The organism is Bacillota bacterium (genome assembly GCA_029961055.1).
In the GTDB taxonomy this organism is placed as follows: domain Bacteria; phylum Bacillota; class Sulfobacillia; order JAIMAT01; family JAIMAT01; genus JAIMAT01.
The window spans coordinates 1-25,132 of sequence record JASBVM010000049.1 but is presented as its reverse complement, the minus strand read 5'-3'; the positions used below and the strand labels follow the sequence as shown (position 1 = coordinate 25,132).

Sequence of the window (25,132 nt, the reverse complement as noted above, 5' to 3'; positions counted from 1 at the left end):
GCCTCATTCTCCCCGGGCAGGGGTTCCGCCTGCAGGCCCGGCGACCGGCCGGACTTCCAGTTCGAGCCCGCGGACCGCCACCACCTCCACCTCGCTGCCGGGAGGAAGCTCGCCCGCGCCCCCCGTCCCTCCGTCCCCGTCCCCGCCCGCTCCGCCCCGGACGAGGACCGCCCGCCAGTCGCTGCCCGCCACCGCGACGAGCCCCGCGGGCTCGACCCCCGGCGGCCGGACGGCGACCACCACCCGCCCGCGCAGGCCGACCAGGGCGGCGGTCCCCAGCGGCATGGCAGGCCGGCGCGTCCGCCGGACCAGCCAGCCCAGGGCCAGGCTGCCCGACAGGGAGAAGAGGAGGAGCCCCCCCACCAGCCAGGGCGAGAGCTGCGGAGCGGGCGCGCCGGGCACGCCCGAGGCGGGGAACAACAAGAGCGTTCCCAGGAGGAAGGCGACCGCGCCGGCGGCGGTGACGAACCCGTGCGCCTGCACCTTCAGGTCGACCAGGAAGAGGACCAGCCCGGTCAGCACCAGGAGGATCCCGGTGGCGCTGGCGCTGAGCAGCTCCAGCCCGAGGAGGCCGACCAGCGCGGCGATGGCGCCGACCACGCCGCTGACCAGGTTGGGGTGCGCGAACTCGGCGACGATCGCCCAGAAGCCGAGCGAGAGCAGGAGGAGCGCCAGGTTGGGGTCGGCCAGCGCCTCGGCCGCCTCGGTCCACCAGGGGACGGGCTCGACGCGGAGGGCGGCGCCGGCCAGCTGCAGGCGGGCCCGGCGTTCGCCGGCGGCGGTGCTCAGGACCACCTCCCGCCCGTCCAGCTCCCGGAGCAGCTCCGGCAGCGACGGGGCCAGGGCGTCGACCACGTGGAGGCGGAGCGCCTCCTCCGCCGGGAGCGAGGCGGCGCTCCGGACCGCCTCCGCCGCCCAGGCGGCGTTCCGGCCGTTCCGCTGGGCCCAGGCGGTGATCATGGCCACGGCGTCCGCGGTCACCTTCGCCTCTTCGGTCGCCCCCAGCTGGGCGCCCCCGAGGCCCACCGGGCTTGCCGCGCCGATCTCGGTGCCCGGCGCCATGGCGGCCAGGTGGCCGGCGTACGCCAGGAAGGTGCCCGCCGAGGCCGCCCGGGCGCCGGGCGGGTAGACGAAGACGATGACCGGCACGCGGCTGGAGAGCATGGCCCGGGCGATCCGCCGCATGCTCTCCATCCCGCCCCCGGGCGTGTCCAGCTCCAGGACGAAGGCGGCGGCGCCGTCCCGCTCCGCCTGCCGGATCCGGCCGACGATCAGGTCGGCGCTGACGGGGTTGATCGCCCCCTGGAAAGGAAGCACCTCCACCCGCCGCCGGGGCTGCGCCGCGGCGCCGCCCGGCGAGGCGGTCGGCAGAAGCGCCGCCAGCGCCAGGAGGAAGAGGCAGGCGGCGAGGCGGCGGCACCACGCCGGGGAGGCACGGAAGCGGCGGGTGTCTGCGGGGGTGCGGAGGGGAGCGCGCACGGCCTCACTTCCTTTCCGACGGGCCAAAGCTTCGTCGGAGGGGAGGGAGCTCCTCTTCTCCGGGAGGCGCCGACCCGGGTGCGCCCGGCGCCCGCTTCGCGTTGACGCCCCCGTCCGGCGGACCTATGCTCGATGCAAACGGGATCAGCCTTCGGGGCAGGGTGAGGGGGCCGGTGCACGGCCGGCGACCCGATTCCCGATCGGTGGTGATGCCTCCTCCGGCGGCGCCGGAGCGGGGACGAGCCCATCCGCCTCAACGCGTGAGCCGGTGCGAATCCGGAGCCGACCGTACAGTCGGAGTGGGCGAAGGCGCCCGAGCCGGCAGGATCCTGGCCGGCGCGGCCGCCCCGCGGGTGGCCGGCCGCCAGGGCTCGGACGCAGAACCCTCCTCCCCAGCCCCGGGCGTCTCGCCCGGGGCTCGCCGCTTCCTTCCCCCGCCCGAGCCCCGCCCCGAGGCCCCTGGGAGGGATGGTGGATGAGCGGCGTTACGGGTGCAGGCGCGGAGCAGGAGGGTCGCCAGGCGGGCGACCCGCTTCTCCAGCGCGGCTTGGCCGAGATGCTGAAGGGCGGCGTGATCATGGACGTGACCACGCCCGAGCAGGCGCGCATCGCCCAGGAGGCGGGCGCCGTGGCGGTGATGGCGCTGGAGCGGGTGCCGGCCGACATCCGGGCGGCCGGCGGGGTCGCCCGCATGGCCGATCCCGCGCGGGTGAAGGCGATCATGGAGGCGGTCACCATCCCCGTGATGGCCAAGGTCCGCATCGGCCACTTCGCCGAGGCGGAGATCCTGGAGGCCCTGGGCGTCGACTACATCGACGAGAGCGAGGTGCTCACCCCCGCCGACGAGGAGTTCCACATCGACAAGAGGCGCTTCCGGGTCCCCTTCGTCTGCGGCGCCCGCGACCTGGGCGAGGCGCTGCGCCGCATCGCGGAGGGCGCGGCCATGATCCGCACCAAGGGCGAGCCCGGCACCGGCAACGTGGTGGAGGCGGTTCGCCATCTCCGCCGCGTCCGGTCGCAGATCCGGCGCCTCCGGGAGCTGCCGGACGAGGAGCTGGTCCGCGAGGCGCGGGAGCTGGGCGCGCCGCTGGAGCTGGTGCGGGAGACGCGCGACCTGGGCCGGCTTCCTGTGGTCAACTTCGCGGCCGGAGGCGTGGCCACGCCCGCGGACGCGGCGCTGCTCATGCGGCTCGGCGCCGACGGCATCTTCGTCGGCTCCGGCATCTTCAAGTCGGCCGATCCGGCGCGCCGCGCCCGCGCCATCGTCCTGGCCACCGCCCACCCCGAGGACCCGGCGCTCCTGGCCGAGGTCTCCCAGGACCTGGGCGAGGCCATGCCCGGCATCGAGACCGGCACGCTGGAGCCCGCCCAGCGGATGCAGGAGCGGGGGATCTGAGGATGGCCGCAGCGGGGGGAGGGCTCCACGGCGCGGAGGCGGGTCGGCTGCGGGTCGGCGTGCTCGACCTCCAGGGCGACGTGCGCGAGCACGCGGCCGCGCTGGAGCGGGCGGGGGCCGAGGTTCGCCGGGTGAAGCGGCCGGAGGAGCTGGAGGGACTTGCCGGCCTGGCGTTGCCCGGCGGCGAGAGCACGACGCTCCGGAGCCTCCTCGCCCGGGACGGCTGGCCGGAGGCGCTCCGGAGGGCGGTCGAGGCGGGGCTCGGGCTCTTCGGCACCTGCGCGGGCGCGATCCTGATGGCACGCGAGATCGAGGGCGAGGGGCCCGGCCCGCTCCCGGTCCTGCCGATCACCATCCGCAGGAACGCCTTCGGGCGGCAGATCGACTCCTTCGTCGCCCGCATCGCGCCGGAGGAGCTGGACCCGGAGCTGGCGGGATCGCCGCCGGAGCCGCTGGAGGCAGTCTTCATCCGCGCCCCCCGCATCGCCGCGGTGGCCCCAGGGGGCGCCCGGGTGCTGGCCCGCTGGCGGGGCGAGCCCGTGCTGGTGGGGCGCGGACGCTGGCTGGCCAGCACCTTCCATCCGGAGCTGACGCGGGACCTGCGGGTCGCCCGCACCTGGCTCGGCCTCCTGGCCAGCCGAGGCTGAGCTCCCGCGGTAGGATGCGGACGGGGGTGGAGCGATGGCAGCCGGCCGGATCGTCGACCTGGTCGTGCTCCTCTATCTGGTGACGCAGGCGGCCGCCGGTCTCCAGACGGGCTTCTTCCTCTCCGCATCGGGATTCCTGGGCCGGTTGGTCGGGCTCTACGTCGCCTGGCGGGCAGCCCCGGTCCTGGCGGGGAGCGCCGCCGGCCGCTCGGCCGCAGCGCAGCTGGGCGCCTGGTTGGCGAAGCAGCTGGGGACCGGGGCGGTGCCCGCTGCCTCGCAGGGGACGGCGGGGCCGCTCCTGCCGGTCGCGATCCAGATCGACCAGGCGGCGCGGCTCCTGGTCTGGATCGCCGCCTTCGCGCTGGTGGCGCTCCTGGCGGAGGTGACGGTCCACCTGCTGGGCCGCCTCCTCCAGGGGACGCTGGGCCGGTTGCCGGGCGTCTCCCTCCTCAACCGCCTCGCCGGCGCGGCCGTCCAGTTCGCCGGCGGCGCGCTGATCGTCTCCATCCTGGCCGACCTGGCCATCCAGGCGGCGGGGCCGCTCCGCGCGCCCGGCTTCGCGGCCGCGCTGCATCACTCGCAGATCGTCCGGACGCTGGCGCCTTTCGGGCACGCCATCCTGGCGCTGGGGCCGCAGCAGGCGCTGGACGCGTTCCGTCTCTCGCGCTGATGCCGCCCGGGCCGGGCGGAGCGCCCCCGGCAGGTGGAACGCCGGTGCCCGGCTAAGCCTCCCTGCCGGGAGGGGTGGATTTGCCGGATGCGCACGGCCGGGACGCGAGGAAGGTGGCCGCCCGCGGCGGGCGGCTGCCGGATGCGCGCCCGAGCCGCCTGCTCGACGGCCCGGGGCGGATCCCGGACGCGGCCGCCGGCCGGATCGATCCGCCGCCGGCCGGCGGCGACGAGGCGCGCCGCGCCCTGGCCGGGCTGGGTGCCTCCCTCCTGGTCGGCCTCGCGGTGGCCTCCTGGCCCGGTCTGCCGGCCGGCGCCGCGCGACCGGCCCTGGCGGTGGCCGCGGGCGCGGTCCTTCTCTGGATCGCCATGCCGGTGGCGTTGCCCGTGGGCGCGCTGCTGGCGGTGGTGGCGCTGATCCTGAGCGGCGCGGCGACGCCGGACCTGGCCTTCAGCGGCTTCGCCTCCGAGGCGACCCTCCTCCTCATCGGCGGCATGTTCATGGCCCGGGGCGTGGAGATCTCGGGCCTGGCGCGGCGGGTGGCGCTGGAGCTGGCCTGGCGCGCCGGGCGGCGACCCGGAGGCACGCTGCAGGCGCTCCTCCTCCTCCCGCAGGTGCTGGCCTGGGGCGTCCCGGCCAACGCGGTCCGCTCGCAGCTGATGCTGCCGGTGGTGGAGGCGATGCTGGAGCGGGCGCGGGAGCCCGGCGAGCCGCCCGGTTCGGAGCAGGCGCGGCGACGCCAGTGGATGCTGGCCCTCGCCTTCGGGGGCAACGTCTCCAACAGCGGCCTGCTTCCTGCGGCGGTGGGGAACATCCTGACCGCCGCCATCCTGGCGCGCAGCCTGGGGTTGCACGTGGGCTACTTCACCTGGCTCCTGGGCGCCTGGCCGGTCTGGCTGGGGGGCCTCCTGGCGGCGGGACCGGTGATCCGCTGGACCTCTCCGGCGCCGGAGCCGGGACCGGCCTTCCTGGAGCGGCTGGGCGCGGAGGTCCGGGGCCTGGGGCCGCTGGCCGCGGCGGAGCGGCGGGCGCTGGCGTGGATCGCGGTGGCCATCCTGCTGTGGGCGACGGGAAGCTGGACGGGAATCCCGCTCTCGGCCACCGCGCTGCTGACGGGGCTGGCCATGGCGATTCCTGGGGTGGGGGTGGCCCCCTGGACCGAGATGTCGCGGATCGGCTGGGGGACGATTCTCACCGTGGCCGGGACCATCGGTCTCGGCAACGCCCTCACGGACAGCGGCGCAGCCGCCTGGCTGGCGCAGGGCCTGGCGGGGAGCCCGCTGGGGGCGGCCCTGGGGCGGCCGGGCTGGGACGTCCTCCTCCTGGCCGTCCTGACGCAGCTGCTCCACCTGGTGCTCAGCAACGTCTCCAGCGAGGTGGTGGTCCTGGCGCCGCTGGTCATCTCGCTGGCGCGGGCGCACGGGGCCGACCCGCTCGCCTGGGGGATGGTGCTGGCGCTCTCCGCGGACAACGGCTATCTCCTGGCGGTCCAGACCGTCTCCAACATGGTGGCGGTCACCCAGGGCCGGCTCCGGCAGCGGGAGATGGGGTGGCCGGGACTCTGGATGACCGCCGCCAACGTGGCTCTGGTGGTGCTGACGGCGACGCTCTGGTGGCCGCGGATCGGGATCGGCGGCTAGACGGCGGGACGGGCCCCGCCGTCTGGCCGCTGCGGCCGGCCGGCCGTGACACCCGGGGATCCTCACCGCGCCCGGCGCCGGCCCAGGGATGATGGGGCGCTTTCCCCCGACGCTGCGAAGGTGAGCAGGAGGAAGCCTTCCCCGGCCCGCGAAGGAAAACCGAAATGCACGCGGGGAGGGTGAAAAATGTCGGAAAGCGCTCGGATCGAGGCCTCCGTGCAGCGCAAGCGGATGCTGCGCATCATCCCGTACGTCTTCCTCCTCTATATCATCGCCTACCTCGATCGGGTCAACGTCGGCTTCGCCGCCCTGGAGATGAACAAGGAGCTGGGCTTCGACCCGGCCGTCTTCGGCCTGGGCTCCGGCATCTTCTTCTTCGGGTATTTCATCCTGGAGATCCCGTCCACGGTGATGGTGGAGCGCTGGAGCGCGCGGCGCTGGATCGCCCGGATCCTGGTCACCTGGGGGATCGTCGCCATCCTGATGGCCTTCATCCGGACACCCTGGCAGTTCTACCTGGTCCGCTTCGTCCTGGGCCTGGCGGAGGCCGGCTTCTTCCCGGGGATCATCCTCTACCTGACGCACTGGTTCCGCCAGGAAGAGCAGGCGCGGGCGGTGGCGCTCTTCATGAGCGCGCTCGCCGTCTCCAACATCGTGGGCGCGCCCGTCAGCGGCTACATTCTCCAGCATGTCCACTGGCTCGGCCTGGCCGGCTGGCAGTGGGTCTACATCCTGGAAGGGCTGCCCGCCGTGGTTCTCGGGTTCCTGAACATCTGGCTGATGGCGGACCGGCCGGCGGAGGCGCGCTGGCTGACCGACCAGGAGAAGCGCTGGCTGCAGGGCGAGCTGGACCGCGAGGCGGCCGCCGTCCGCCAGCGCCACCAGCTGACGCTCTGGCAGGGACTCCTGCGCTGGGACACCTGGCGGCTGGCGCTGATCTACTTCTTCTGGATCACCGGCTTCTACGGCTTCGGCATCTGGCTCCCCACGATCCTCAAGCACATCACCACCTCGCAGAACGACCTGCTGGTGGGCCTCCTGACGGCCGCCGCCTACATCCCTGCGCTGGTCGCCATGATCCTGGCGGGCCGGCACTCCGACCGGACGGGTGAGAGGAAGTTCCACCTGTTCACGGCCATCGTCGCGGGGGCGGCAGCCCTGCTGGTCAGCGCGCTGGCCGGCGGCCAGGTGGTCCTCGCCTTCGCCTTCTTCACGCTGGCCGCCATCGGCATCTACAGCGCCTTCGGGCCCTTCTGGTCGCTGCCTTCCACCTTTCTCACCGACGACGCCCGCGCGGCGGGCATCGGGCTGGTCAACTCGGTGGGCAACCTGGGCGGCTTCGTCGGCCCCTTCGCGGTGGGTTACCTGAACAAGGCGACCGGCCAGTTCATGAGCGGGCTGCTCTTCCTGATCGCCAGCCTGTTGGTGGCAGGCTTGCTGGTGCTGACGCTCCGGCAGCAGACGCCGGGCCTGGTGGCCGAGCCGCCCGTCGGCGGCGCGCCCGGCGCGGGGCAGGAGGTATGAGCGTTGGGCCGCTACCGGCAGCTCTTCGAGCTGGGCGGCCGCGTGGCGCTGGTGGCGGGAGCCGCCTCGGGCCTGGGCCGCGCCTCGGCCGAGGCGCTGGCCGACTTCGGAGCGCACGTCGTCTGTGCCGACCTGGACGCCCAGGGGGCGGAAAGGACGGCGGAGGCGATCCGGGCGGCCGGCGGCGAGGCGAGCGCGGTGGCGCTGGACCTGACCGACCCGGAGGCCGTCTCCCGGGTGGTGGAGGCGACCGCCGCCCGCCGGGGCCGGCTGGACGTGGCGGTGACCACGCCCGGCGTCAACGTGCGGAAGCGGCTCCTGGACCTCTCCACCGCGGAGTTCGACCGGGTGATCGGCCTCAACCTGCGCGGCACCTTCCACTTCCTCCGCGCGGCCGGCCGCCGGATGGCCGCGCAGGGCGGGGGCAGCCTGATCGCCTTCGCCTCGATCCGTGCGCAGGTGGTGGAGCCGGGACAGGGCGCCTACGCGGCGACCAAGGCGGGCACGCTCCAGCTGGTCCGGGCGCTGGCCGCCGAACTGGGCCCACGGGGCGTCCGGGCCAACGCGGTGGCGCCCGGCGTGATCGAGACGCCGCTCACCGCGCCGATCCGGAGCGATCCCGAGTGGGCGCGGCAGTACGCCGCGCGGACGGCCCTGGGCCGCTGGGGTGAGCCGGAGGAAGTGGCCACGGCGGTGGTCTACCTCGCCTCCGACGCCTCGCGGTACGTGACCGGGACGCTCTTCCTGGTCGACGGCGGCTGGACGGCCGTGGACGGGCGATACGAGCCGCCGCTCTGACCGGACGGCCGGAAGCGGAGCTCGCCGATCCACTGGGCGACCACGGCGATGCCCCGGCCGCGCCGCTGCAGCCGGCCCACCACCCGCAGGGGCGGTGTCTCCGGGCCGAAGAGCAGGTGCCCGTAGCGCTGGTACGTCCCCTCGAAGACGGTGACGTCGGTCAGGCCGGTCTCATCCTCCAGCGAGAGGAAGACCACCGTCCGCCCGCTCCGCGTGGGCGGGCGGTGGGGCCGGACCGGCAGCCCGGCCACCCGGACCAGGTGCCCGTCCGGCACCTGCTCCAGCTGCCGGCGGCTGAGGAAGCCCTCCCGGCGCAGTCGCTCGCGCCAGAAGCGCATGGGATGGCCCTCCACGCTCATCCCCAGGATCCCGTACTCGAGGAGGAGCCGCTCCTCCGGCGTGAAGTCGGGGCCCGTCTCGGCCGGCCGGAGCTCCAGGGCCGGCTGGAAGCCGGCGGGTGCCGAGGGGTCCTCCGCGGGCGGGAGCCAGGCCAGGAGCGCCCGCCGGTTGGGATGGAGGGCGTCGAAGGCGCCGGCGAGGACAAGCCGCTCCAGCGTGTCCCGCTCCACCCGCGTCCGCCGCCGGAAGTCGACGAAGGAGGCGAAGGCCCTCTCCCGGCGAGCTTCCAGGATGGAGGCCAGCTCCGTCTGCCGGATCCCCTTCACCTGGGAGAGGGGGATGCGGATCGCCTTCCGTCCTCCCCGTGTCTCCACCTCGAACCGCTCGCCGCTGCGGTTGACGTCCAGCCCCAGGAGGCGGACGCCGCGGTTGCGCGCCTCGTTGACCAGCGTCGCCGGCGCGTAGAAGCCCATCGGCTGGTTGTTCAGGAGCGCGGCGAAGAAGTGCGCGGGGTGGTGGGCCGAGAGGTAGGCCGTCCAGTAGCTGGTGGTGGCGAAGGCGGCGGCGTGTGCCTCGCTGAATCCATAACTGGCGTAGCCCTCCAGGGAGGCGAAGACCTGGCGCGCGATCTCCTCCTCCACGCCCCGGGCGGCCGCGCGGCGGACGAACTCCTCCCCCATCGCGTGCATCTCCTGGCGGGAGCGGGCGTGGGTCATCAGCCGGCGGAGCCGGTCGGCCTCGCCGGGGGTGAAGCCGGCCAGTTCGGTGGCGATGGCGATCACCTGCTCCTGGAAGAGGACGACCCCGTAGGTCTTCTCCAGGATGGGCACCAGCGCCGGGTGGGGGAGGGTGACCGGCTCCCGTCCCTGCCGCCGGGCGACGTAGGGATCGACCATGTTCCCCTTGATGGGACCCGGGCGGATGAGGGCCAGGCTGGCCACCACGTCCTCCAGCCGCTCGGCCCCCAGGCGTGCCTGGAGCGCCCGTTGGGCGGGGCTCTCCAGCTGGAAGACGCCCACGGTCTCCCCCCGTCGGAGGAGCCGGTAGGTGGCCCGGTCGTCCAGAGGGAGCGCCTCGTACCGGAAGCCGGGACGTTCCCGGATCACGCCGGCCTCCGCATCCTCCAGCAGGCTGAGCGCCTTGAGCGAGAGGAGGTCGATCTTGACCAGGTTCAGCTCCTCCACGTCGTCCCGGTCGAACTGGGCGATCTGCACCCCCTTGGCCGCCCACTGGAGCGGGGTCACCTCCCGGATGGGCTCGCCGCTGATCACGAGGCCCCCCAGGTGCGTCCCCAGGAAGCGGGGGATACCGGCCAGGCGGACGCTGGCCTCGAGGAGCGGCCGGTAGCGCTCCTCCCGCCAGGGGCCGCGGCGCAGCTCCGGGAAGCGCTCCAGCGCCTCGGGGATGGCGTCGGCGGGCAGGTGGGGGAGGCTCTTGGCCAGCGCGTCGACCTCCTCCGGCGGGTAGCCCAGCACCCTGCCCATGTCGCGCACCGCCGAGCGCGCCTGGTAGGTGACGTAGGTGGCGACGGCGGCCACGTGCTCCTGCCCGTAGCGGGCGATCACCCGCTCGGCCACCCGGTCCCGGTGGCGGGCGTCGAAGTCGAGGTCGATGTCCGGCTTCTCCGCCCGCTCCAGGCTCAGGAAGCGCTCGAAGGGCAGGTTGCGCGCGATCGGGTCGACCTCGGAGAGGCGGAGGCAGTAGGCGAGCGCGCTGGCCCCGGCCGAACCGCGGCCCGCGCAGCGGATCCCCTCCCGGCGGGCGTCCTCCACCACCTGCCAGGCGGTCAGGAAGTAGTCGGCGTAGCCCAGCCTCTCCACCACCCGGAGCTCCCGCTCCAGCCGCTCGCGGACGGCCGGCGTCAGGCGGCCGTACCGCTCGCGGGCGCCGGCCAATGCCAGGCGGCGGAGATAGCTGTCGGCGCTCTCGCCTTTGGGCACCGGGAAGCGCGGGTAACGGCGCCGCGCCGGATCCAGCGCCGGCCGGCAGAGCTGGGCGATCTCCCAGGCGTGCTCCAGCGCCTCCGGCGCCCAGGCGAAGCGCCGGGCCATGGCGGCCGGGTCGTGCAGGCTCAGGTCGTCGTTGAGCGGGCGCTCGGGGTGCGCCTCTTCGACGGAGATGCCCAGGCGGACGCAGCTGAGCAGGTCGTGGGTGCGGAAGCCCCCCGGCGTCGCGTGGTGGACGTCGTGGGTGGCCACCAGCGGGATGCCGAGGGTCTCGCCCAGCTCCCGGAGGTGGCGGTTGAGGAAGCGGTCCCCGGGGAGGAGCGCTTCCTGCACCTCGAGGTAGAAGCGCTCCCCCCAGAGCGCGCGGTGGCGGCGGGCGGCCTCCAGCGCGCCGGCGAAGTCGCGGCGGAGGATGTGGTGGGCGATCTCTCCCCGCCTGCAGCCGGAGAGGGCGATCAGTCCCTGGTGATGGGCGGCCAGGCTCTCCCAGCGGACGCGCGGCTCCCCCCGCGGGTGGAGGAGGTGGGCGTCGGAGAGGAGCTGGCAGAGATGGGCGTATCCCTCCGGCCCCGTGGCCAGGAGCGTCAGGTGGTAGCCGCCCTCCAACGTCACCTCGGCGCCCTGGATCGGCTGGATGCCGGCGGCCCGGGCCGCGCGGGCGAAGCGGACGGCGCCGCTGACGTTGTCGTGGTCGGTGAGGGCCAGCGCCGGCATGCCCAGCTCGGCCGCTCGCCGGACCAGCTCCTCCGGCGAGCTGGCCCCGTCGAGGAAGGAGAAGGCGGAGTGCACGTGCAGGTGGACAAAGGGGATGCGCTTCACCGTCGGGCTCCTTTCGCCGGGACGGGCGGCGGTCTCAGTCGTAGAGACGATAGAGATACCAGGCTCCGGGCGCGTCGCCGTCCCGGTAGATCTCCCAGAGCGCGCCGTCGACGGTCCGGAGGCGGAAGAAGAGCTTGGGCGACTCGCCTGCCCACCAGCGGCCGGCGTCCTTCCAGCGCTCCAGGATCGAGGCCACCGGGTAGCGGCCGCCGTGCCAGTAGAGGAGTTTCGGCCGGCCCGAGGCGTCGCAGAGGAGACGGAGAGGACGGGGCACGCCCGCTCACCTTCCGGCTCCCGCCCCGCCCCCGCCGCGGGGCGGATGGCAGCGGAGCGGGTCGTAGAAGGAGAGCATCCGCTCCCTCCGCCGCGCGGCAGGGTCCTCGGCGGCCGGGGCTCCTCCCCGGAGCAGGGCCAGCGGGTAGCGCCGGTTGACTTCCTGGAGGACCGCCTCGAGCCGGGCGATGCGATCGGCGCGGCGACCGCCCGCCAGATCCATCTGGACGAAGGCCTGCGGGGTCAGGCGGAGGACGTGGAGCGCCAGTCCCTCCACGGGGCCCGGGAGCCGCACCCCTTCGAGGAGGCCGGTCACGGCGGGAGAGAGCGAGGAAGGAGGGGCCTGACGCGGCAGGGCGGTGGCGTACTCCAGCTCCTTCCCCGTCACGCGGAGGCGGAGCCGCGCCTCCTGCCAGGCCAGCCCCCGCGAGCGCAGCTCCTCCGCCAGCTGCTCCGCCAGGTGGCGGGAGAGGGCGGTGAGAAGTTCGCCGGAGGTGACACCCTCCAGGGAGAGAGCCTGAACCAGCGATGCGACCGGCATCGGGCCTCACCTTCCTGGTGCAGCGTTCCACTTTCGTGAACAGGAGATACCGCGCGGGACCGAGGACGGAATCTCGTTCCATGCAGGACCTTGCGTCCCCGAGCGAAGCCAGTGTACACTCTCCGTGAACGATCGTCAACGCAGAGCGGGGGGCGCCGGCATGAGGGAGGGAGAACGGTCGGAGACGGGCAGCGTCGCCCTCGGCAAAGCTCTGGCCGCCCTCCGCCTTGCCAGGGGCCTCTCCCTGCGGGAGCTCGGGCGCCGCATCGGCAAGGCGGCTTCCACCGTCCAGGCCTGGGAGCAGGGGAGGCGGATGCCCGGCCTGGACGACCTGATGGTGCTGGCCCACGAGCTCGGCCACGACCTGGACGGGCTGGTCCGCCTGGCGGCCGGCCCGCGGCGCCAGCTGGAGCGTGAACTGGCCGGGGTGCGGCGGGAGCTCCGGCAGCTGGAGGGGGGAGGCGGGCGGGCATCCGGGGCGATCGCGTCGCGCCGGACCGAGCTGGCCCGCCGCCAGGCCTTCCTGGAACGGTTGCTGGCCGCCAGCGGGGCGGATCGAGGCGGCGCTGCCGGCGGGGAGGCGGACCGGCCCGACCCGGAACGGCTCGGGTTGCTCCCTGCGCGCCGGCTTCCCGTGGCCGGCGAGATCGCGGCCGGGCAGCCGCGCTTCGTGCTGGAAGAGGTGAGCGAGTTCGTCCACGTGCCCGAGGGCGTGGAGGCGACCTACGCGCTCCACGTGGTGGGCGACAGCATGGTGGGAGCCGGCATCGAGCCGGGCGACCTGGTGCTGGTCCGGGCCCAGGAGGCGGCGGAGCCCGGCGACGTGGTGGTGGCGCTCCTGGGCGGCCAGGAAGTGACGGTCAAGTACCTCCTGCGGGAGAACGGGCGCTACTTCCTGCGCGCCCACAACGCGGAGCGGCACTACCCGGACATCCCCCTGGGACCGGAGGACCGGATCCTGGGGGTGGTCGAGCACGTCCTCAAGCGGCCGGGTCCACCGCCCAGAGAGGGGCGAGACGGATGGGCGAGATCCTGATCGGCACCTCCGGCTACAGCTACAAGGACTGGGTCGGCCCGTTCTACCCGCCCGGCCTGCCCGAGCGACAGATGCTCGCCTTCTACGCGCAGCGCTTCCCCTTCACGGAGGTGAACGCCACCTTCTACCGGCTGCCGCCCGCCCGGACCTTCGAAGGGATGCTCCGCCACGTGCCGGCCGGCTTCCTCTTCACGATCAAGGCCTACCGGACGCTCACCCACGAGCGCGAAACCGGTTCCGAGCGGGACGCCCGGCTCTTCCGCGAGGCGCTCCGCCCCCTGGAGGAGGCCGGCCGCCTGGGTGCGGTCCTCCTCCAGTTCCCTTACGCCTTCAAGAACGAGGCGGCGGAGCGGGGCTGGCTCGGCCGCCTGCGCGAGTGGCTCCCGGACCTGCCGCTGGTGGTGGAGTTCCGCCACGAAGGCTGGTTCCGGGAGGCGACCTACGCCTGGCTCCGCTCGCTGGGCCTCGGCTTCACCAGCGTCGACGCCCCGCCCCTCCGCGGGCTGCCCAGGCCGGTGGCGGTGGCCACCTCCCCCATCGCCTACATCCGCTTCCACGGGCGGAACGCAGCCAGGTGGTGGAGCCACGGCGCCGCCTACGAGCGGTACGATTACCTCTACCGGGCGGAGGAGCTGGAGGAGTGGCTCCCCCGGGTGCGGGAGCTCGCCGCCCGCAGCGACCGCCTGTTCATCGCCTTCAACAACCACTACCAGGGCCAGGCCGTGGTCAACGCGCGCATGCTGGCCCGGCTCCTCGGCCTGGAGCCGGCAGGCGAGAGGCCAGGGGAGGGCGAACCGCCTCGCTGACCGTCTCGTGACGGCGGTTGCGGAAGGTGGGATCGATCCGTGGTCGTGACCGACGTGAGGCCCGCCCCGGCCAGGGCGGCGGGGTGGCTGGAACGGCTGCGCGGAGAGCTGCCGCGCGACCGGCTTCTGACCCGGCCGGGGGAACTGGCCGTCTACGCCTACGACGCGACGGGCGAGATCCGGATGCCCGACGCGGTCTTCCTCCCCGAGCGGGAGGAAGAGGTGCTGCAGGTCCTCCAGCTGTCGCAGCGCCTGGGCTTCCCTGTCATCGCGCGCGGGGCGGGCAGCAACATCTCCGGCGGTACCATCCCCCGCCAGGGAGGGCTGGTGCTCGCCTTCAACCGGATGCGCTCCGTCCTCTGGGTGGACCCGGACCGACTGCGCGCCCGGGTCCAGCCCGGCATCCCCAACCTGGCACTCCAGGAAGCGATCCGGCCCTACGGCCTCTTCTATGCTCCGGACCCGTCCAGCCACCGCGTCTCCACCCTGGGCGGCAACGTCAACGAGAACGCGGGCGGCCCGCGGTGCGTCAAGTACGGCGTCACCACCCGGCACGTGGTCGGGCTGCGGGCGCTCCTGGCGGACGGGCGGGCGCTGGAGCTGCGGCGGGAGGACGGCGGGCTCGACCTGCGCGGGCTGGTGGTCGGATCGGAGGGGACGCTGGCCGTGGTGACGGAGGTGGAGGTGGCGCTCACCCCCTTCCCGCCGCGGGAGATCACGCTGCTGGCCGCCTACGAGTCGATCGAGGCGGCGCTGGCCGGCGTCAGCGCCATCATCGCCGCCGGGGTGGTGCCGGCCTCCCTGGAGCTCCTGGACCGGGCCTCCATCGAGACCGTCCAGCCCTTCGTGCACGGCGCCTACCCGGAGGAGGCGGGAGCCGTCCTGCTCATCGACCTCAACGGCACGGAGCGGCACGTGGAGGCCGAGCTGGAGCGGGTGCAGGAGCTCCTCCGCCGCGGGGGAGCCGAGTGGCGGCTGGCCGAAAGCGACGAGGAGCGGGAGGCGCTCTGGCTCGGCCGCAGGGCCGCCTTCGGCGCCGCGGCGCGGGTGAGCCGGCATGTCTGGACCCAGGACGTGACGGTGCCGCGGCCGCGGCTGGTGGAGATGATGCGCCGGGTGGAGGAGATCGCCGGCCGCTACGGCCTGACCATCCTGACCGTGGCCCACGCGGGCGACGGGAACCTCCACCCGCTCGTCACCTTCGACCCCTCCGACCCCGACTCGGTCCGGCGGATGCACGAGGCGGACGACCAGATCCTGGCCGCCTGCGCCCGCATGGGCGGCTCCATCACGGGCGAGCACGGGATCGGCGTCGACAAGCTGCCCAACCTGGGCCTGATGTACTCGCTGCCCGAGCTGGAGCGGATGCGGCGGCTGAAGCTGGCCTTCGATCCCGAGGAGCGGCTCAACCCGGGCAAGGCCGTTCCGGACGCCGCAGGCCTGGCCCGGATCCAGGCCGGGGAGTGGCCGGGTCGCGAGCCGCTGGAGGCCTCTGCCTTCTCCGAACGGTTTGGCGGGGCGCTGGCCCGGTGGCGGGAGGGCGGAACTCCCGTCCTCCTCCAGGGTGGCGGCCGGCTCCTGGCCGCGCTGGCCGGAGCGGAGCCGCCGGCGGGAGAGGGTGGGCAGCGCTTCGAGCTCCGCGCTCCCCGGGGGATCGAGGTGGACCCTGAGAACCTGACGGCCGAGGTCGGCGCAGGGACCTCCCCGGCCGAGCTGCGCGAGGCGCTGGCCGCCGCGGGACTCCGCTACCCGGCCGACGAGGGCGACGGGCTCGCCTCCACGTTGGGCGGCCACCTGGCCAGCGGCGTCGGCGGGCCGCTGGCGGCGCTCCGCGGCGGGCCCCGGGACTGGGTCCTGGGGCTGGTGGTGGTGGACGGCGAGGGCGAGCGGCTCTGGCTGGGCGGCCGCAGCGTCAAGAACGTGGCCGGCTACGACCTGGTCCGGCTCCTCGTCGGCTCCTGGGGTGCGCTGGGCGCCATCGAACGGGCGGTCCTCCGCCTCGAGCCGCGGCCGGAGGTGCGGCGGAGCTGGCTGCTCCCGCTCCCGGCCGGAGCCCAGCCGCCCACCCCCAGGAGCGTCGCCGAGCTGGGACTCTCGGTGGCCGAGGTCCTTCCCGGCGGGGACGGCGGGGAGGGACGCCTCCTCTGGCTGGTCTGGGAGGGGCTGGCCGTGGAGGCGGACGCGCAGGCGGCGCGCCTGGTGGAGGAGCTGAGGCGGTCCGGGCTGCTGGCGCCGGGGGCGCTGCCGGAGGAGCGCCCCTACGAGGAGGTGCTCCCCCTCTGGCGGCGCGCCCGCGCCGCCGCCCTGGCCTCCGCGCGCCCGGCACTGGATCCCGCCCGCAGGGAGCTGGAGGAGCGGGTCCGCCGGGCCTTCGACCCGCTGGGGCTCTTCTGCACGCCGCGAAGGGGGGATGATCGGTGAGTCTGCCGCTGGAGGGAGAGAGGGTGGCCGAGCCGGCGCCCGCTGCGCCGGCCGGCGCGACCGGCCCGGGGGAAGGCTTGCGCCCGCGGCCGGACTTCGCCGGCCAGGCGGCCGAGGAGCAGATCGCCCACTGCATCAAGTGCGGCTTCTGCCTGCCCGCCTGCCCCACCTACTCGTTGACGCAGATGGAGGCGGCCTCTCCCCGCGGCCGCCTGGCCCTGGTGGAGGCGGTCCGGGAGGGGAGCATCGAGCCCGACGGCTGGTTCGCGGAGCAGATGTACTTCTGCCTCGGCTGCCGCGCCTGCGAGACCGCCTGCCCGTCCGGCGTCCGCTACGGCGAGGTGCTGGAGGCCGCGAGGGCCGAACTGGCCCGCATCCCGGACGTCGATCCGCTGGGCCCCCTGGGGCGCGCGCTCCTCCAGGTGGTGGAGCATCCGACGCTCCTTCGCGCCGTCGGCCGGCTCGGGCGCTGGTACCAGCGCGACCCCGTCGCCCGCCGCCTGGGCGAGCCGCTCCTCAGGGCGATGCCGGGCCGACTGGACGAGATGGCGCCCATGCTGCCGGAGGCGCCCGCCGGCGGGGAGGAACCGGTACCGGAGGCGGGTACGGGCGGGGAGGGGCGGCGGGAGGCTTCCTCCGCGCTTCCCGAGGTGGGCTGGTTCCCGGGCTGCGTCAGCCAGGCGCTCTTCGAGGGGGTCAATCAGGCCACGGTGGCCCTGCTGCGGGCGGCAGGCTATCCGGTGCGCACCCTGGCCGGCGCCCCGTGCTGCGGTGCGCTCCATGCCCACGCGGGGGAGACCGGCGAGGCGAAGCGGCTGGCGCGCCGGAACATCGCCGCCTGGGAGGCGGCGGGCAGGCCGCTGGTGGCCGAGAACGCGGGCGGCTGCGGGGCCTTCCTGAGCGAGTACGGGAGGCTGCTGGCCGACGATCCGGAGTGGGCCGAGCGGGCGGCCCGGTTCAGCGCCAGCGTTCGCGACTGGAGCCAGCTGGTCCGGATCGAGCCGGTGGAGACCGGGGCGCGGGACGGCGGGGCGGGCGGCGGCGCGGCGGCTGCCGCCGGGGTCTCGCGGGTCCTCACCTACCAGGATTCCTGCCACCTGCGGAACGGCCAGCAGGTCTACCGCGAGCCGCGGGAGATCCTCCGGAGCCTGCCCGGCTACCGCTTCGTGGAGATGGAGGGGGCCGACCGCTGCTGCGGCTCGGCCGGCATCTACAACTTCACCCACTACGAGGCGTCCATGGAGATCCTCGACGGTAAGATGGAAGCTGTCGATCGGAGCGGCGCCCGGACCGTCGCGGTGGCCAACCCCGGCTGCTACCTGCAGATGCGCCTGGGGGTCCACCGGGCCGGGCGGGAGGGTGAGCTGCGCGTGGCGCACGTGGCGGAGCTGGCCTGGGAGGCGGTCCGCCAGGGCGGGGCCCGCGCCCTGCCGCGCGAGGAGGGATGAACCAGGTGGTGGAGGTGCGGATCCCGGAGGACCTCTGGAAGCCGGAAGAGGCGCCTCAAGGGGTGCGCGTCATCTGGCTGCGCGAGGAGGGTGCCCGCGTCGAGCGCGGCGAGACCATCGCCGAGCTGGCCGTGGAGAAGGTCCAGTACGAGATCGAGGCGCCGGCCGGCGGGCGGCTCCGCCGCCTGCTTCCCGAGGAAGAGGCCGCCCGGCCGGGGGCGGTGATCGCCGCCATCGAGAAAGGCGCGTGACCTTGCCCCGCCGGCTCCGGTTCAGCGGGAGGCGGACGGCTTGGAGACGGACTCCGCCTCCTCCAGGTCGACCATCCAGCGGGCGAGGTAGACGCCGACCAGCGCCAGGTAGACCGTCCCCACCAGGAGGTGGATGGCGCCTGCCAGCTGCTGGTCCATCAGCACGCTCCATCCGAAGGGGTTCTCGGCCGCCTCGTAGTGGGCGTAGACGGGCCTCGGGCTGAAGAGGAACCAGATGCCCAGGAGCATCCCGACCGGCATGTTGGCGGCCGCGTAGCCCGCGGCGCTGGCCGCCGAGAGCCGGCGCGCGTGGGGACCCAGGCCGACCAGCCGGGACCAGTAGACCAGCGCCGCCACCAGGAAGGTGATGTGCTCGCTGTAATGGACCCAGTCGTTCCCCTGGGCGGCGTTGTAGAGCGGGGGCAGGTGCCAGAGGGCGAAGGCGGCGTTGAAGAACGCCCAGGCGACCGCCGGGCGGCCGAGCCACTCCGCCAGCCGGCGGAGCATCCGTCTCCGGCTGAACCAGGGGAGTGTCGCCCGGTTCCAGCGGCGGGGGAGGGCCCAGGCGAAGACCGGGGCCGGCAGGCCGAGGAGGAGGAGCGGCGCCGCCACGAGGATCAGCGACTCGTGCTGGATCATGTGGAAGGCGAAGGAGGCGTCGCCCAGGTCGTCCAGCGGGCCCTCCAGCGCCCAGAGCAGGGCGAGGAGGCCGAGGGCGAAGAGCGCCGCACGCCATGCGGGGACCGAGTTCCTTCCCGCGGCGCGGCGGAGGCGGAGCCAGCCGGCGGCGTAGAGCAGCGCCGCCAGCGCCGCGGGGACGAGCACCGTCGCCTCGGCCTGCCACCGGCCGGCGAACATGGCCAGGACGGGATGCGAGCGCAGGAAGAGGGAGGCCGCCTCGGAGGCGTGGTGGCCGCGCGCGCCGGACGGGTGAGCCGCCGCGGCCAGGATGAGCGGAGCTGCAAGGTTCACGGGACTTCCTCCTCCCCGCGCCGGGCCGGCCCGGACCCCTTGCCGGCGCACAGGATGCGGATCCTCGATCCCGGTCGTCTCTTCTTTGGTTAGGTGCTGTAGCGACTACACTTACTTTAGCTCACCGGCGGGATGGAGCCGAGGCGGGGAAGGCTCCTCCCGCGCCGCCTCCGAGCCAACTTCGACGCCGCGTCGCCCGCATCCGCGACAGGAAGGGTCGACCGCCGGGCGAAGCTTCCAGCGGGAGGTGGGTGGCGTGGCGCAACCCGGCGGTCCCGGCCACGCGGAGGGGACGGCCCCGCGGGCGGGCCGGACCGTCCGCATCGGTTCGGGCTCCGGCTACTGGGGCTCGGCCCTGGAACCCGCCCTGGATCTGGCGGAGCGCGGCCACCTGGACTATATCGGCTTCGACTACCTCGCCGAGCTGACCATGTCGCTCCTCCAGCGCGAGCGGCTCCGCAACCCCGGGAAGGGGTACATCGAGGACATGGTGGAGATGGTGCGGAGCCTGCTTCCTGCCGCCATCCGGAACGGGACGCGCCTCGTCGCCAACGGCGGCGGCGCCAACCCCCTCGGGGCGGCGGAGCGGGCGCTGGCGGTGGCCCGCGAACTCCGCCTGCCGCTCCGCGTCGGCGTGGTGGAGGGGGACGACATCCTGGTCCAGCTGCCCCGGCTGGAGGCGAGCGGCTGGGAGTTCGTCAACCTGGACACCGGCGAGCGCGGCCTCGACGGGATCCGCGACCGGATCGTCGCCGCCCACGCCTACCTGGGCGCCGAGGGGATCGCGGAGGCGCTGGGGGCGGGGGCGCAGCTGGTCGTCACCGGCCGCGTCTCCGACAACGCCCTCTACGTCGGACCGCTGATGCACGAGTTCGGGTGGCGGTACGAGGAGCCCTACTGGGACCGGATCGCGGCCGCCGTCACCGTCGGCCACCTCATCGAGTGCGCCGAGATGGTGACCGGCGGCATGACCGTCCGCTGGCGCGAGACGCCCGACCCCTGGAACCTGGGCTACCCGATCGCCGAGGTGACCGAGCTCCCCGGCGGCCGGGTGGAGGCGGTGATCACCAAGCTGCCGGGCACCGGCGGGCGGGTCGACAGCTGGTCGGTGAAGGAGCACCTGGTCTACGAGGTCCACGACCCCAGGAAGTACGTGATGCCCGACGCGGTGGCGGACTTCACCCGGCTCCGGCTGACCGACCTGGGGGAGGACCGGGTGCTGGTCCGGGAGATGGGCGGCGGGCCGCGGCCCGACACGCTCAAGGTCCAGATCGGCTACACGGACGGCTGGATCGCCGAGGGGCGCCTGGGCGTCAGCTGGCCGTACGCGCTGGAGAAGGCGCGCCGCATCGAGGAGTGGCTCCGCCGCCGCCTGGAGATGCGGGGCGTGCGGCCGCTCGAGCTCCGCTTCGACCGCGTCGGCGTCGACATGCTCCACGGCGAGGCGGCCCCCTGGCCGGACGACGAGGACGCGGTCAACGAGATCGAGCTGCGCGTCGCCGTCCGCACGCGCACGCCGGAGGAGGCGGAGACGGCGCGGAGAGAGTTCTTCCTGGCGACCACCTGGGGGCCGGCCGGGACGGGCTGGGGCGCGCCGCTCCGCACCCGGCAGGTGATCTCGCTCTTCCCGACCCTGGTGCCGCGCGAGGCGGTCGAGGTGCGCGTCCGCACCCTCGACGCCTAGGCACCGCGGCGCCGGCCGGCAGCACGTCGGCACGGTCCCGGCAACGGTCGAAGGAGGCATGAGCGGTGGCGAGGAAGCGGCTGGTCGACCTCTGCTACGCCCGCTCGGGCGACAAGGGCGACATCTCCAACGTGGGGCTGCTCGCCTTCGACGACTCCGCCTACGCGATCCTCCGCCGCGAGGTGACGCCGGAGCGCGTCAAGGCGCTGATGAAGGGGGTCGTCCAGGGCGAGGTGGAGGTCTACGAGCTGCCCAACATCCGGGCGCTCAACGTGGTCATGCGCCGCGCGCTGGGTGGCGGCGCCACGCGGACGCTCCGCTTCGACCAGACCGGCAAGTCGCTCTGCAACGCGCTCCTCCGGCTGGAGGTGGAGGTGCCGGACGTGGAGGCGCGGGAGGGCGAAGCGCCGCAGGCGGGGGTGCCGGAGGATGGCTGAGCCGCTCCGCATCGAGGTCGAGCGGGGCGTGGCGCTCCTCACCCTGGACCGCCCCGAGCGGCGGAACGCCCTTTCCAGCGAGCTCTGGAACCGCCTGACCGACTTCTGGGAGGAAGTCGACCGGGACGACCGCGTCCGCGTCGTGGTGCTGACCGGGGCCGGTGACCGCGCCTTCTGCGCCGGCATGGACCTGAAGGAGCAGGCGGAGCTGAGCGCCCGTGGCCGGGACCTGCTGGCCCTGGTCCGCGATCCGACCATGCGCCGCATGCTGGAGGTGCGGAAGCCGATCATCGCCGCGGTCAACGGCGTGGCTGCCGGCGGGGGATTCCTCCTGGCGCAGAACGCCGACCTGCGGCTGGCCGCCGACGGGGCCACCTTCGCCATCGCCGAGGCCAAGGTGGGGCGCGGCTCGCCCTGGGCGGTCCCGCTCCTCTGGGAGCTCCCGCTGGGGGTGGCGCTGGAGCTGACGCTGACCGGCGAGACCCTGCCGGCGGAACGCCTCTACCAGCTCGGCTTCCTCAACCGGCTGGTGCCGCTCCCGCGCCTCCTCGACGAGGCGCTCCGGATGGCGGAGCGGATCGCGGCCAACGCGCCGCTCAGCGTCCTCGCGGCCAAGCGCTCGCTCCGCGAGGCCATGAGCCTCGGGTTGGAGAGGGGTCTGGAGCGCGCGGCCGCCCTCTATCGGACGGTCTACCGGAGCGCGGACGCCGTGGAGGGGCCTCGCGCCTTCGCCGAGAAGCGGCCGCCGCGCTGGAGCGCTTCCTGGCGCTGGCCCGAGGAGTAGATGCGGGCCGGGCGGAGCCCCGGGGGCGGGGGCGGGCCCCTCCGCGGCCGATCCGCAGGGCGGGGCGAGGGGCGGGCCGGAGCCCGCCCCCCTCGCTCAGCCGCCCAGGTTGGCCGGCCAGGCCGCCAGGCGGACGGGGAGCTGGAGGCTCCGCCCGCCGCGGACGACGGTCAGGGTGGCGGTATTGCCCACGCCCACCTTGTCCAGGAGCGCCGAGAGCTCCGTGGCCGAGGTCACCTTCTGCCCGTTGACCGCGGTGATCACATCGGCCGAGGAGAAGTCCGGCTGGCCGGTGGTCGGGTCGACGGACGCGCCCCGCAGGCCGGCGCGCCGCGCCGGGCTGGCCGGCATCGTCTCGGCCACCAGGACGCCGGACTGGACGGAGAGCCCGTACTGCTTGGCCAGGTCGGGCGTCAGCTCGATGCCGCTGATGCCCAGCCAGGCGTGCTCCACCATGCCGCCGGCCAGGAGCTTGGCGGCCTCGGCCTTGAAGGTGTTGATGGGGATGGCGAAGCCGATGCCCACGTTGCCCGGCTGGCCGCCCAGACGACCCTGCTGCGGCGCCTCGATGGCCGTGTTGATGCCGATCACCTGGCCCAGCGCGTTGAAGAGCGGCCCGCCCGAGTTGCCGGGGTTGATGGCCGCGTCCGTCTGGATCATGCCGGCGATGGAGTGCTGGTTGCCGGCTGGCAGCGTCCGCCCCAGCGCGCTGACGATTCCCGCGGTGACCGTGTGGTCGTAGCCGAACGGGTTGCCGATGGCGATGGCCAGCTGGCCCACCATCACCTTGTCCGAGTCGCCCAGCGGCGCCACCGTCACGTTGCCCACCGGCTGGTCGGGCAGGACCACGGCCAGGTCGTTGCTCGGATCATAGCCGACGACGTGCGCCGAGAAGCTCCGGCCGTCCGCCAACTGGACGGTCAGCTGCTGGGAGTCGGCCACCACGTGGTAGTTGGTCAGGATGTAGCCCTTTGAGTTGATGAAGAAGCCCGAGCCCAGGGCGCTCTGCGTGCCGAAGGGGCTCGACGCCTGGGACTGGATGGAGACGACCGCGTTTCCCACCGCCTGGTAGACTTTCGTGACCGGCGTCGCCAGGGAGGAGAGATCCGAATTGGCCGCCGGCGTCGCGGTCGCCCCGCCCCCGCTGGCGGAGGCGGATTCCACGGCCACGGGCACCCCGGTTTCGTAACCGGCGCCGTTCCCCCCGCGCCCGGCCCAGAAGTAGCCCAACGCGCCACCGCCGGCCAGGCCGACCACGAGGGCGACCGCCAGGGCGATGGTCAGCGTCCGGTCCCACCGCCAACGGCGACGCCGCGGCGCCGTTAGCGTCTCGGGCGGCAGCGCGGACGCGGACGCGGTGGCAACCTCCGGTTCCGCATCGGAGCGGAGGGTGGCGGCGCCGGCCCCCTCTTCCTCCGGCCGGTGGGCTTCTTCGTCTGCGCGGCGCACTTCCTCGCCGCGCCCGTCGCCCGACTCTCCCCGCAAGGGATCCCAGTGCTCCATCTGCGCTCTCACCCCAGGAACATGATGGCACGAGTGGCTTAGGCGGCGGTGAAGCCTGCCTGAGCGAAGGATAAGAACTTCGCCTTGCACGCGCGACTACGCGCGACCGGCGCGGAGACGGCCCACGGAGGTGAAGAGGCCGGTCAGCAGGAGCGCTGCCAGCACGATGGTGCCCCCCGGTGCCAGGTTGAGCACGTCGGAGGCCGCGATGCCCAGCCACACGGAGAGGAGGCCGATCGTCGCCGCCGCCCAGCGCGCCTCGCGGAAGGAGCGCGCGCCGAGCAGCGCCCCGATGGCGGGCAGCGTCAGCAGGGCGGCGATCAGGAGGACCCCCACCACCCGCATGCCCACGGCCACCGTCAGTGCGGTCAGCAGGACCAGCGCCAACCGGTAGCGGTCGACGGGCCAACCCTCCGCCCGCGCCGCCTCCTCGTCCCAGGCGGCCAGGAAGAGCCCGCGCCCCATGGCGGCCAGCGCCACCAGCGTCAGCGCCACCACGGCGGCGATCCAGACCAGGTCGGAGGCGCTGACGGTCAGGATCGAGCCGAAGAGCGCCGCCTGGAGTCCCTGGCCGCCGGCCGGCGAGAGCGAGATCAGGATGGCGGCCAGGGCCAGGGCGCCATAGAAGAGCATGGCCAGAGCGGCGTCGTCGTGGCCGCGCATGCGGCGCGAGACCGCCTCCACACCCGCCGCGCCGGCCAGGGCGGCCGCGACCGATCCCGCCAGCGGCTGGCCTCCCACCAGCCAGGCGGCGGCGGTCCCGGCCAGCGCGGTGTGCCCCAGCCCGTCGCCGATCAGCGCCAGCCTGCGGAGGACCAGGTAGAGGCCCACCAGCGGCGCTCCCACCCCCACCAGCGAGCCGGCCAGGAAGGCCCGCTGCAGGAAGTCGTAGTTCCCCAGATCCGAGAGGAAGTGGCCGACGACGGCGGCGTTCATCCTTCCACCAGCCTTCCCTGTTCCAGCAGCGCTCTCCGCACGCCGGGGCCCTCCCAGAGCGCCGGCTCATGGGTGATCATCACGATCATCCGCCCGCGGCGGCGCGCTTCCGCCAGCACCTCGCGCAGCCGGCCGACGAAGAAGGAGTCCAGGCTGCTCTCCGGCTCGTCCAGGAAGAGCAGCGGGCGGCCGCTCACCAGCAGGCGGGCGATGCGCAGGCGCTGCAGCTCGCCGCCGGAGAGGCGGGCGGCAGGCCGGCGGCGGAGGGGCTTCAAGCCGAGGGCATCCGCCCAGTCGGGCTCGTCGCGCTGCGCCGCGCCCCTGGTCTGCGAGGCGTTCAGCACCTCCTCCACGGTGGCGGGGAAGAGGCGCAGATCCCCCGCCTGCTGCGGGAGGTACCCGAGCTCGCGCCGCGTGGACGCCAGCGCCAGCGGGCGTCCGTTCAGCCGGGCCTCTCCGCCGCCCGCCGGGAGGAGGCCGGCCAGCAGGCGGAGCAGCGTGCTCTTGCCGGCGCCGTTCCGCCCGGCGATCAGCTGCATCTCGCCGGCCTGCAGCCGGAAGGAGACGTCCGCCACCACCGTCCCCAGCGCGCCCGCACCGCGCAGGTGGCGGACGTCCAGGAACAGCTCGGGCGTCCGGCTCCGGGGCGCTCGGATGGCCGCTCGGATGGCCGGGATGCGCATCGTCACCGGGCCCTCACCTCCCCTTCATGGCCTCGAAGGAGGCCACCAGCGCGTCGAGGTTCTTCCGCATCACGGTCAGGTAGGTCTCGCCCGCCCTGG

The 25,132-nt window shown here is 74.4% G+C and carries 22 protein-coding genes; 14 read left to right on the top strand and 8 right to left on the bottom strand.

Annotated elements, in window-relative coordinates:
• Positions 1-3: 3 nt before the first annotated feature.
• Positions 4-1,479 (bottom strand): nodulation protein NfeD, encoded by a 1,476-nt coding sequence (locus tag QJR14_10315; GenBank protein ID MDI3317992.1) that lies wholly within the window; start codon positions 1,477-1,479, stop codon positions 4-6.
• A 475-nt stretch (positions 1,480-1,954) separates the two neighbouring features.
• Between QJR14_10315 and pdxS the strand changes: the two genes are divergently transcribed.
• The 6 genes from pdxS (at position 1,955) to QJR14_10285 (ending at position 8,154) form a co-directional block, all read left to right on the top strand.
• A complete protein-coding gene (gene pdxS / locus QJR14_10310) occupies positions 1,955-2,875 on the top strand; it encodes a pyridoxal 5'-phosphate synthase lyase subunit PdxS (protein ID MDI3317991.1) in 921 nt (306 codons plus the stop codon).
• Between the two features lie 2 nt (positions 2,876-2,877).
• A complete protein-coding gene (pdxT, locus tag QJR14_10305; GenBank protein ID MDI3317990.1) occupies positions 2,878-3,522 on the top strand; it encodes a pyridoxal 5'-phosphate synthase glutaminase subunit PdxT in 645 nt (214 codons plus the stop codon).
• Between the two features lie 34 nt (positions 3,523-3,556).
• Entirely contained in the window at positions 3,557-4,192 is a 636-nt protein-coding gene (locus QJR14_10300; GenBank protein MDI3317989.1) for a CvpA family protein, read from the top strand.
• Positions 4,193-4,266: 74 nt separating this feature from the next.
• Entirely contained in the window at positions 4,267-5,832 is a 1,566-nt protein-coding gene (locus tag QJR14_10295; protein ID MDI3317988.1) for an SLC13 family permease, read from the top strand.
• Between the two features lie 186 nt (positions 5,833-6,018).
• A complete protein-coding gene (locus QJR14_10290; GenBank protein MDI3317987.1) occupies positions 6,019-7,356 on the top strand; it encodes an MFS transporter in 1,338 nt (445 codons plus the stop codon).
• 3 nt (positions 7,357-7,359) lie between these two features.
• A complete protein-coding gene (locus QJR14_10285) occupies positions 7,360-8,154 on the top strand; it encodes an SDR family NAD(P)-dependent oxidoreductase (protein MDI3317986.1) in 795 nt (264 codons plus the stop codon).
• Here QJR14_10285 and QJR14_10280 read toward each other — a convergent pair.
• The 3 genes from QJR14_10280 to QJR14_10270 are packed head-to-tail and all read right to left on the bottom strand — an operon-like array spanning position 8,055 to position 12,072.
• Complete coding sequence (locus tag QJR14_10280; protein ID MDI3317985.1) at positions 8,055-11,258, bottom strand: DNA polymerase III subunit alpha; 3,204 nt, start codon at positions 11,256-11,258, stop codon at positions 8,055-8,057. The two genes, QJR14_10285 and QJR14_10280, sit on opposite strands and share 100 nt — an antisense overlap.
• 34 nt (positions 11,259-11,292) lie before the next feature.
• Positions 11,293-11,532 carry a DUF6504 family protein gene (locus QJR14_10275; protein ID MDI3317984.1) on the bottom strand — a complete coding sequence of 80 codons (240 nt, stop codon included), beginning with the start codon at positions 11,530-11,532 and terminating at the stop codon, positions 11,293-11,295.
• A gap of 6 nt (positions 11,533-11,538) precedes the next feature.
• Positions 11,539-12,072 (bottom strand): hypothetical protein, encoded by a 534-nt coding sequence (locus tag QJR14_10270; protein ID MDI3317983.1) that lies wholly within the window; start codon positions 12,070-12,072, stop codon positions 11,539-11,541.
• Between the two features lie 160 nt (positions 12,073-12,232).
• On the opposite strand from QJR14_10270, the gene QJR14_10265 reads away from it, so the two are divergent.
• Genes QJR14_10265 through QJR14_10245 form a run of 5 tightly spaced genes read left to right on the top strand, consistent with a single transcriptional unit; the run spans position 12,233 to position 18,034 of the window.
• Entirely contained in the window at positions 12,233-13,108 is an 876-nt protein-coding gene (locus tag QJR14_10265) for a S24 family peptidase (GenBank protein ID MDI3317982.1), read from the top strand.
• The gene (locus QJR14_10260) at positions 13,093-13,914 is read left to right on the top strand and encodes a DUF72 domain-containing protein (GenBank protein MDI3317981.1); all 822 of its coding nucleotides are present in this window, start codon (positions 13,093-13,095) and stop codon (positions 13,912-13,914) included. The genes QJR14_10265 and QJR14_10260 overlap by 16 nt, the downstream gene beginning before the upstream one ends.
• A 39-nt stretch (positions 13,915-13,953) precedes the next feature.
• Positions 13,954-16,335, top strand: a complete 2,382-nt coding sequence (locus QJR14_10255) for an FAD-linked oxidase C-terminal domain-containing protein (GenBank protein MDI3317980.1) — start codon at positions 13,954-13,956, stop codon at positions 16,333-16,335.
• Entirely contained in the window at positions 16,332-17,783 is a 1,452-nt protein-coding gene (locus tag QJR14_10250; GenBank protein MDI3317979.1) for a (Fe-S)-binding protein, read from the top strand. Before QJR14_10255 ends, QJR14_10250 begins: the two co-directional genes overlap by 4 nt.
• Positions 17,780-18,034: a biotin attachment protein gene (locus QJR14_10245; protein ID MDI3317978.1), complete on the top strand. Its 255-nt coding sequence runs from the start codon at positions 17,780-17,782 to the stop codon at positions 18,032-18,034. Before QJR14_10250 ends, QJR14_10245 begins: the two co-directional genes overlap by 4 nt.
• 21 nt (positions 18,035-18,055) lie before the next feature.
• Here the strand turns inward: QJR14_10245 and QJR14_10240 are convergent, their stop codons facing one another.
• Positions 18,056-19,006, bottom strand: a complete 951-nt coding sequence (locus QJR14_10240; protein ID MDI3317977.1) for a cytochrome c oxidase assembly protein — start codon at positions 19,004-19,006, stop codon at positions 18,056-18,058.
• A gap of 247 nt (positions 19,007-19,253) precedes the next feature.
• Here QJR14_10240 and QJR14_10235 point away from each other — a divergent pair, with 247 nt between their 5' ends.
• From QJR14_10235 to QJR14_10225, 3 genes are all read left to right on the top strand, one after another.
• Positions 19,254-20,690: a DUF1446 domain-containing protein gene (locus QJR14_10235; protein ID MDI3317976.1), complete on the top strand. Its 1,437-nt coding sequence runs from the start codon at positions 19,254-19,256 to the stop codon at positions 20,688-20,690.
• A 65-nt stretch (positions 20,691-20,755) separates the two neighbouring features.
• The gene (locus tag QJR14_10230; GenBank protein ID MDI3317975.1) at positions 20,756-21,127 is read left to right on the top strand and encodes a hypothetical protein; all 372 of its coding nucleotides are present in this window, start codon (positions 20,756-20,758) and stop codon (positions 21,125-21,127) included.
• Positions 21,120-21,911: an enoyl-CoA hydratase-related protein gene (locus tag QJR14_10225; GenBank protein MDI3317974.1), complete on the top strand. Its 792-nt coding sequence runs from the start codon at positions 21,120-21,122 to the stop codon at positions 21,909-21,911. Before QJR14_10230 ends, QJR14_10225 begins: the two co-directional genes overlap by 8 nt.
• A gap of 96 nt (positions 21,912-22,007) precedes the next feature.
• Here the strand turns inward: QJR14_10225 and QJR14_10220 are convergent, their stop codons facing one another.
• The 3 genes from QJR14_10220 to QJR14_10210 all read right to left on the bottom strand — a co-directional run bounded on the left by QJR14_10220 (position 22,008) and on the right by QJR14_10210 (position 25,033).
• Positions 22,008-23,414 carry a trypsin-like peptidase domain-containing protein gene (locus tag QJR14_10220; protein ID MDI3317973.1) on the bottom strand — a complete coding sequence of 469 codons (1,407 nt, stop codon included), beginning with the start codon at positions 23,412-23,414 and terminating at the stop codon, positions 22,008-22,010.
• 96 nt (positions 23,415-23,510) lie between these two features.
• Positions 23,511-24,350, bottom strand: coding sequence for a metal ABC transporter permease (locus QJR14_10215; GenBank protein ID MDI3317972.1), 840 nt, complete (start codon positions 24,348-24,350; stop codon positions 23,511-23,513).
• Entirely contained in the window at positions 24,347-25,033 is a 687-nt protein-coding gene (locus QJR14_10210) for an ATP-binding cassette domain-containing protein (protein MDI3317971.1), read from the bottom strand. Before QJR14_10210 ends, QJR14_10215 begins: the two co-directional genes overlap by 4 nt.
• Between the last annotated feature and the right edge of the window lie 99 nt (positions 25,034-25,132).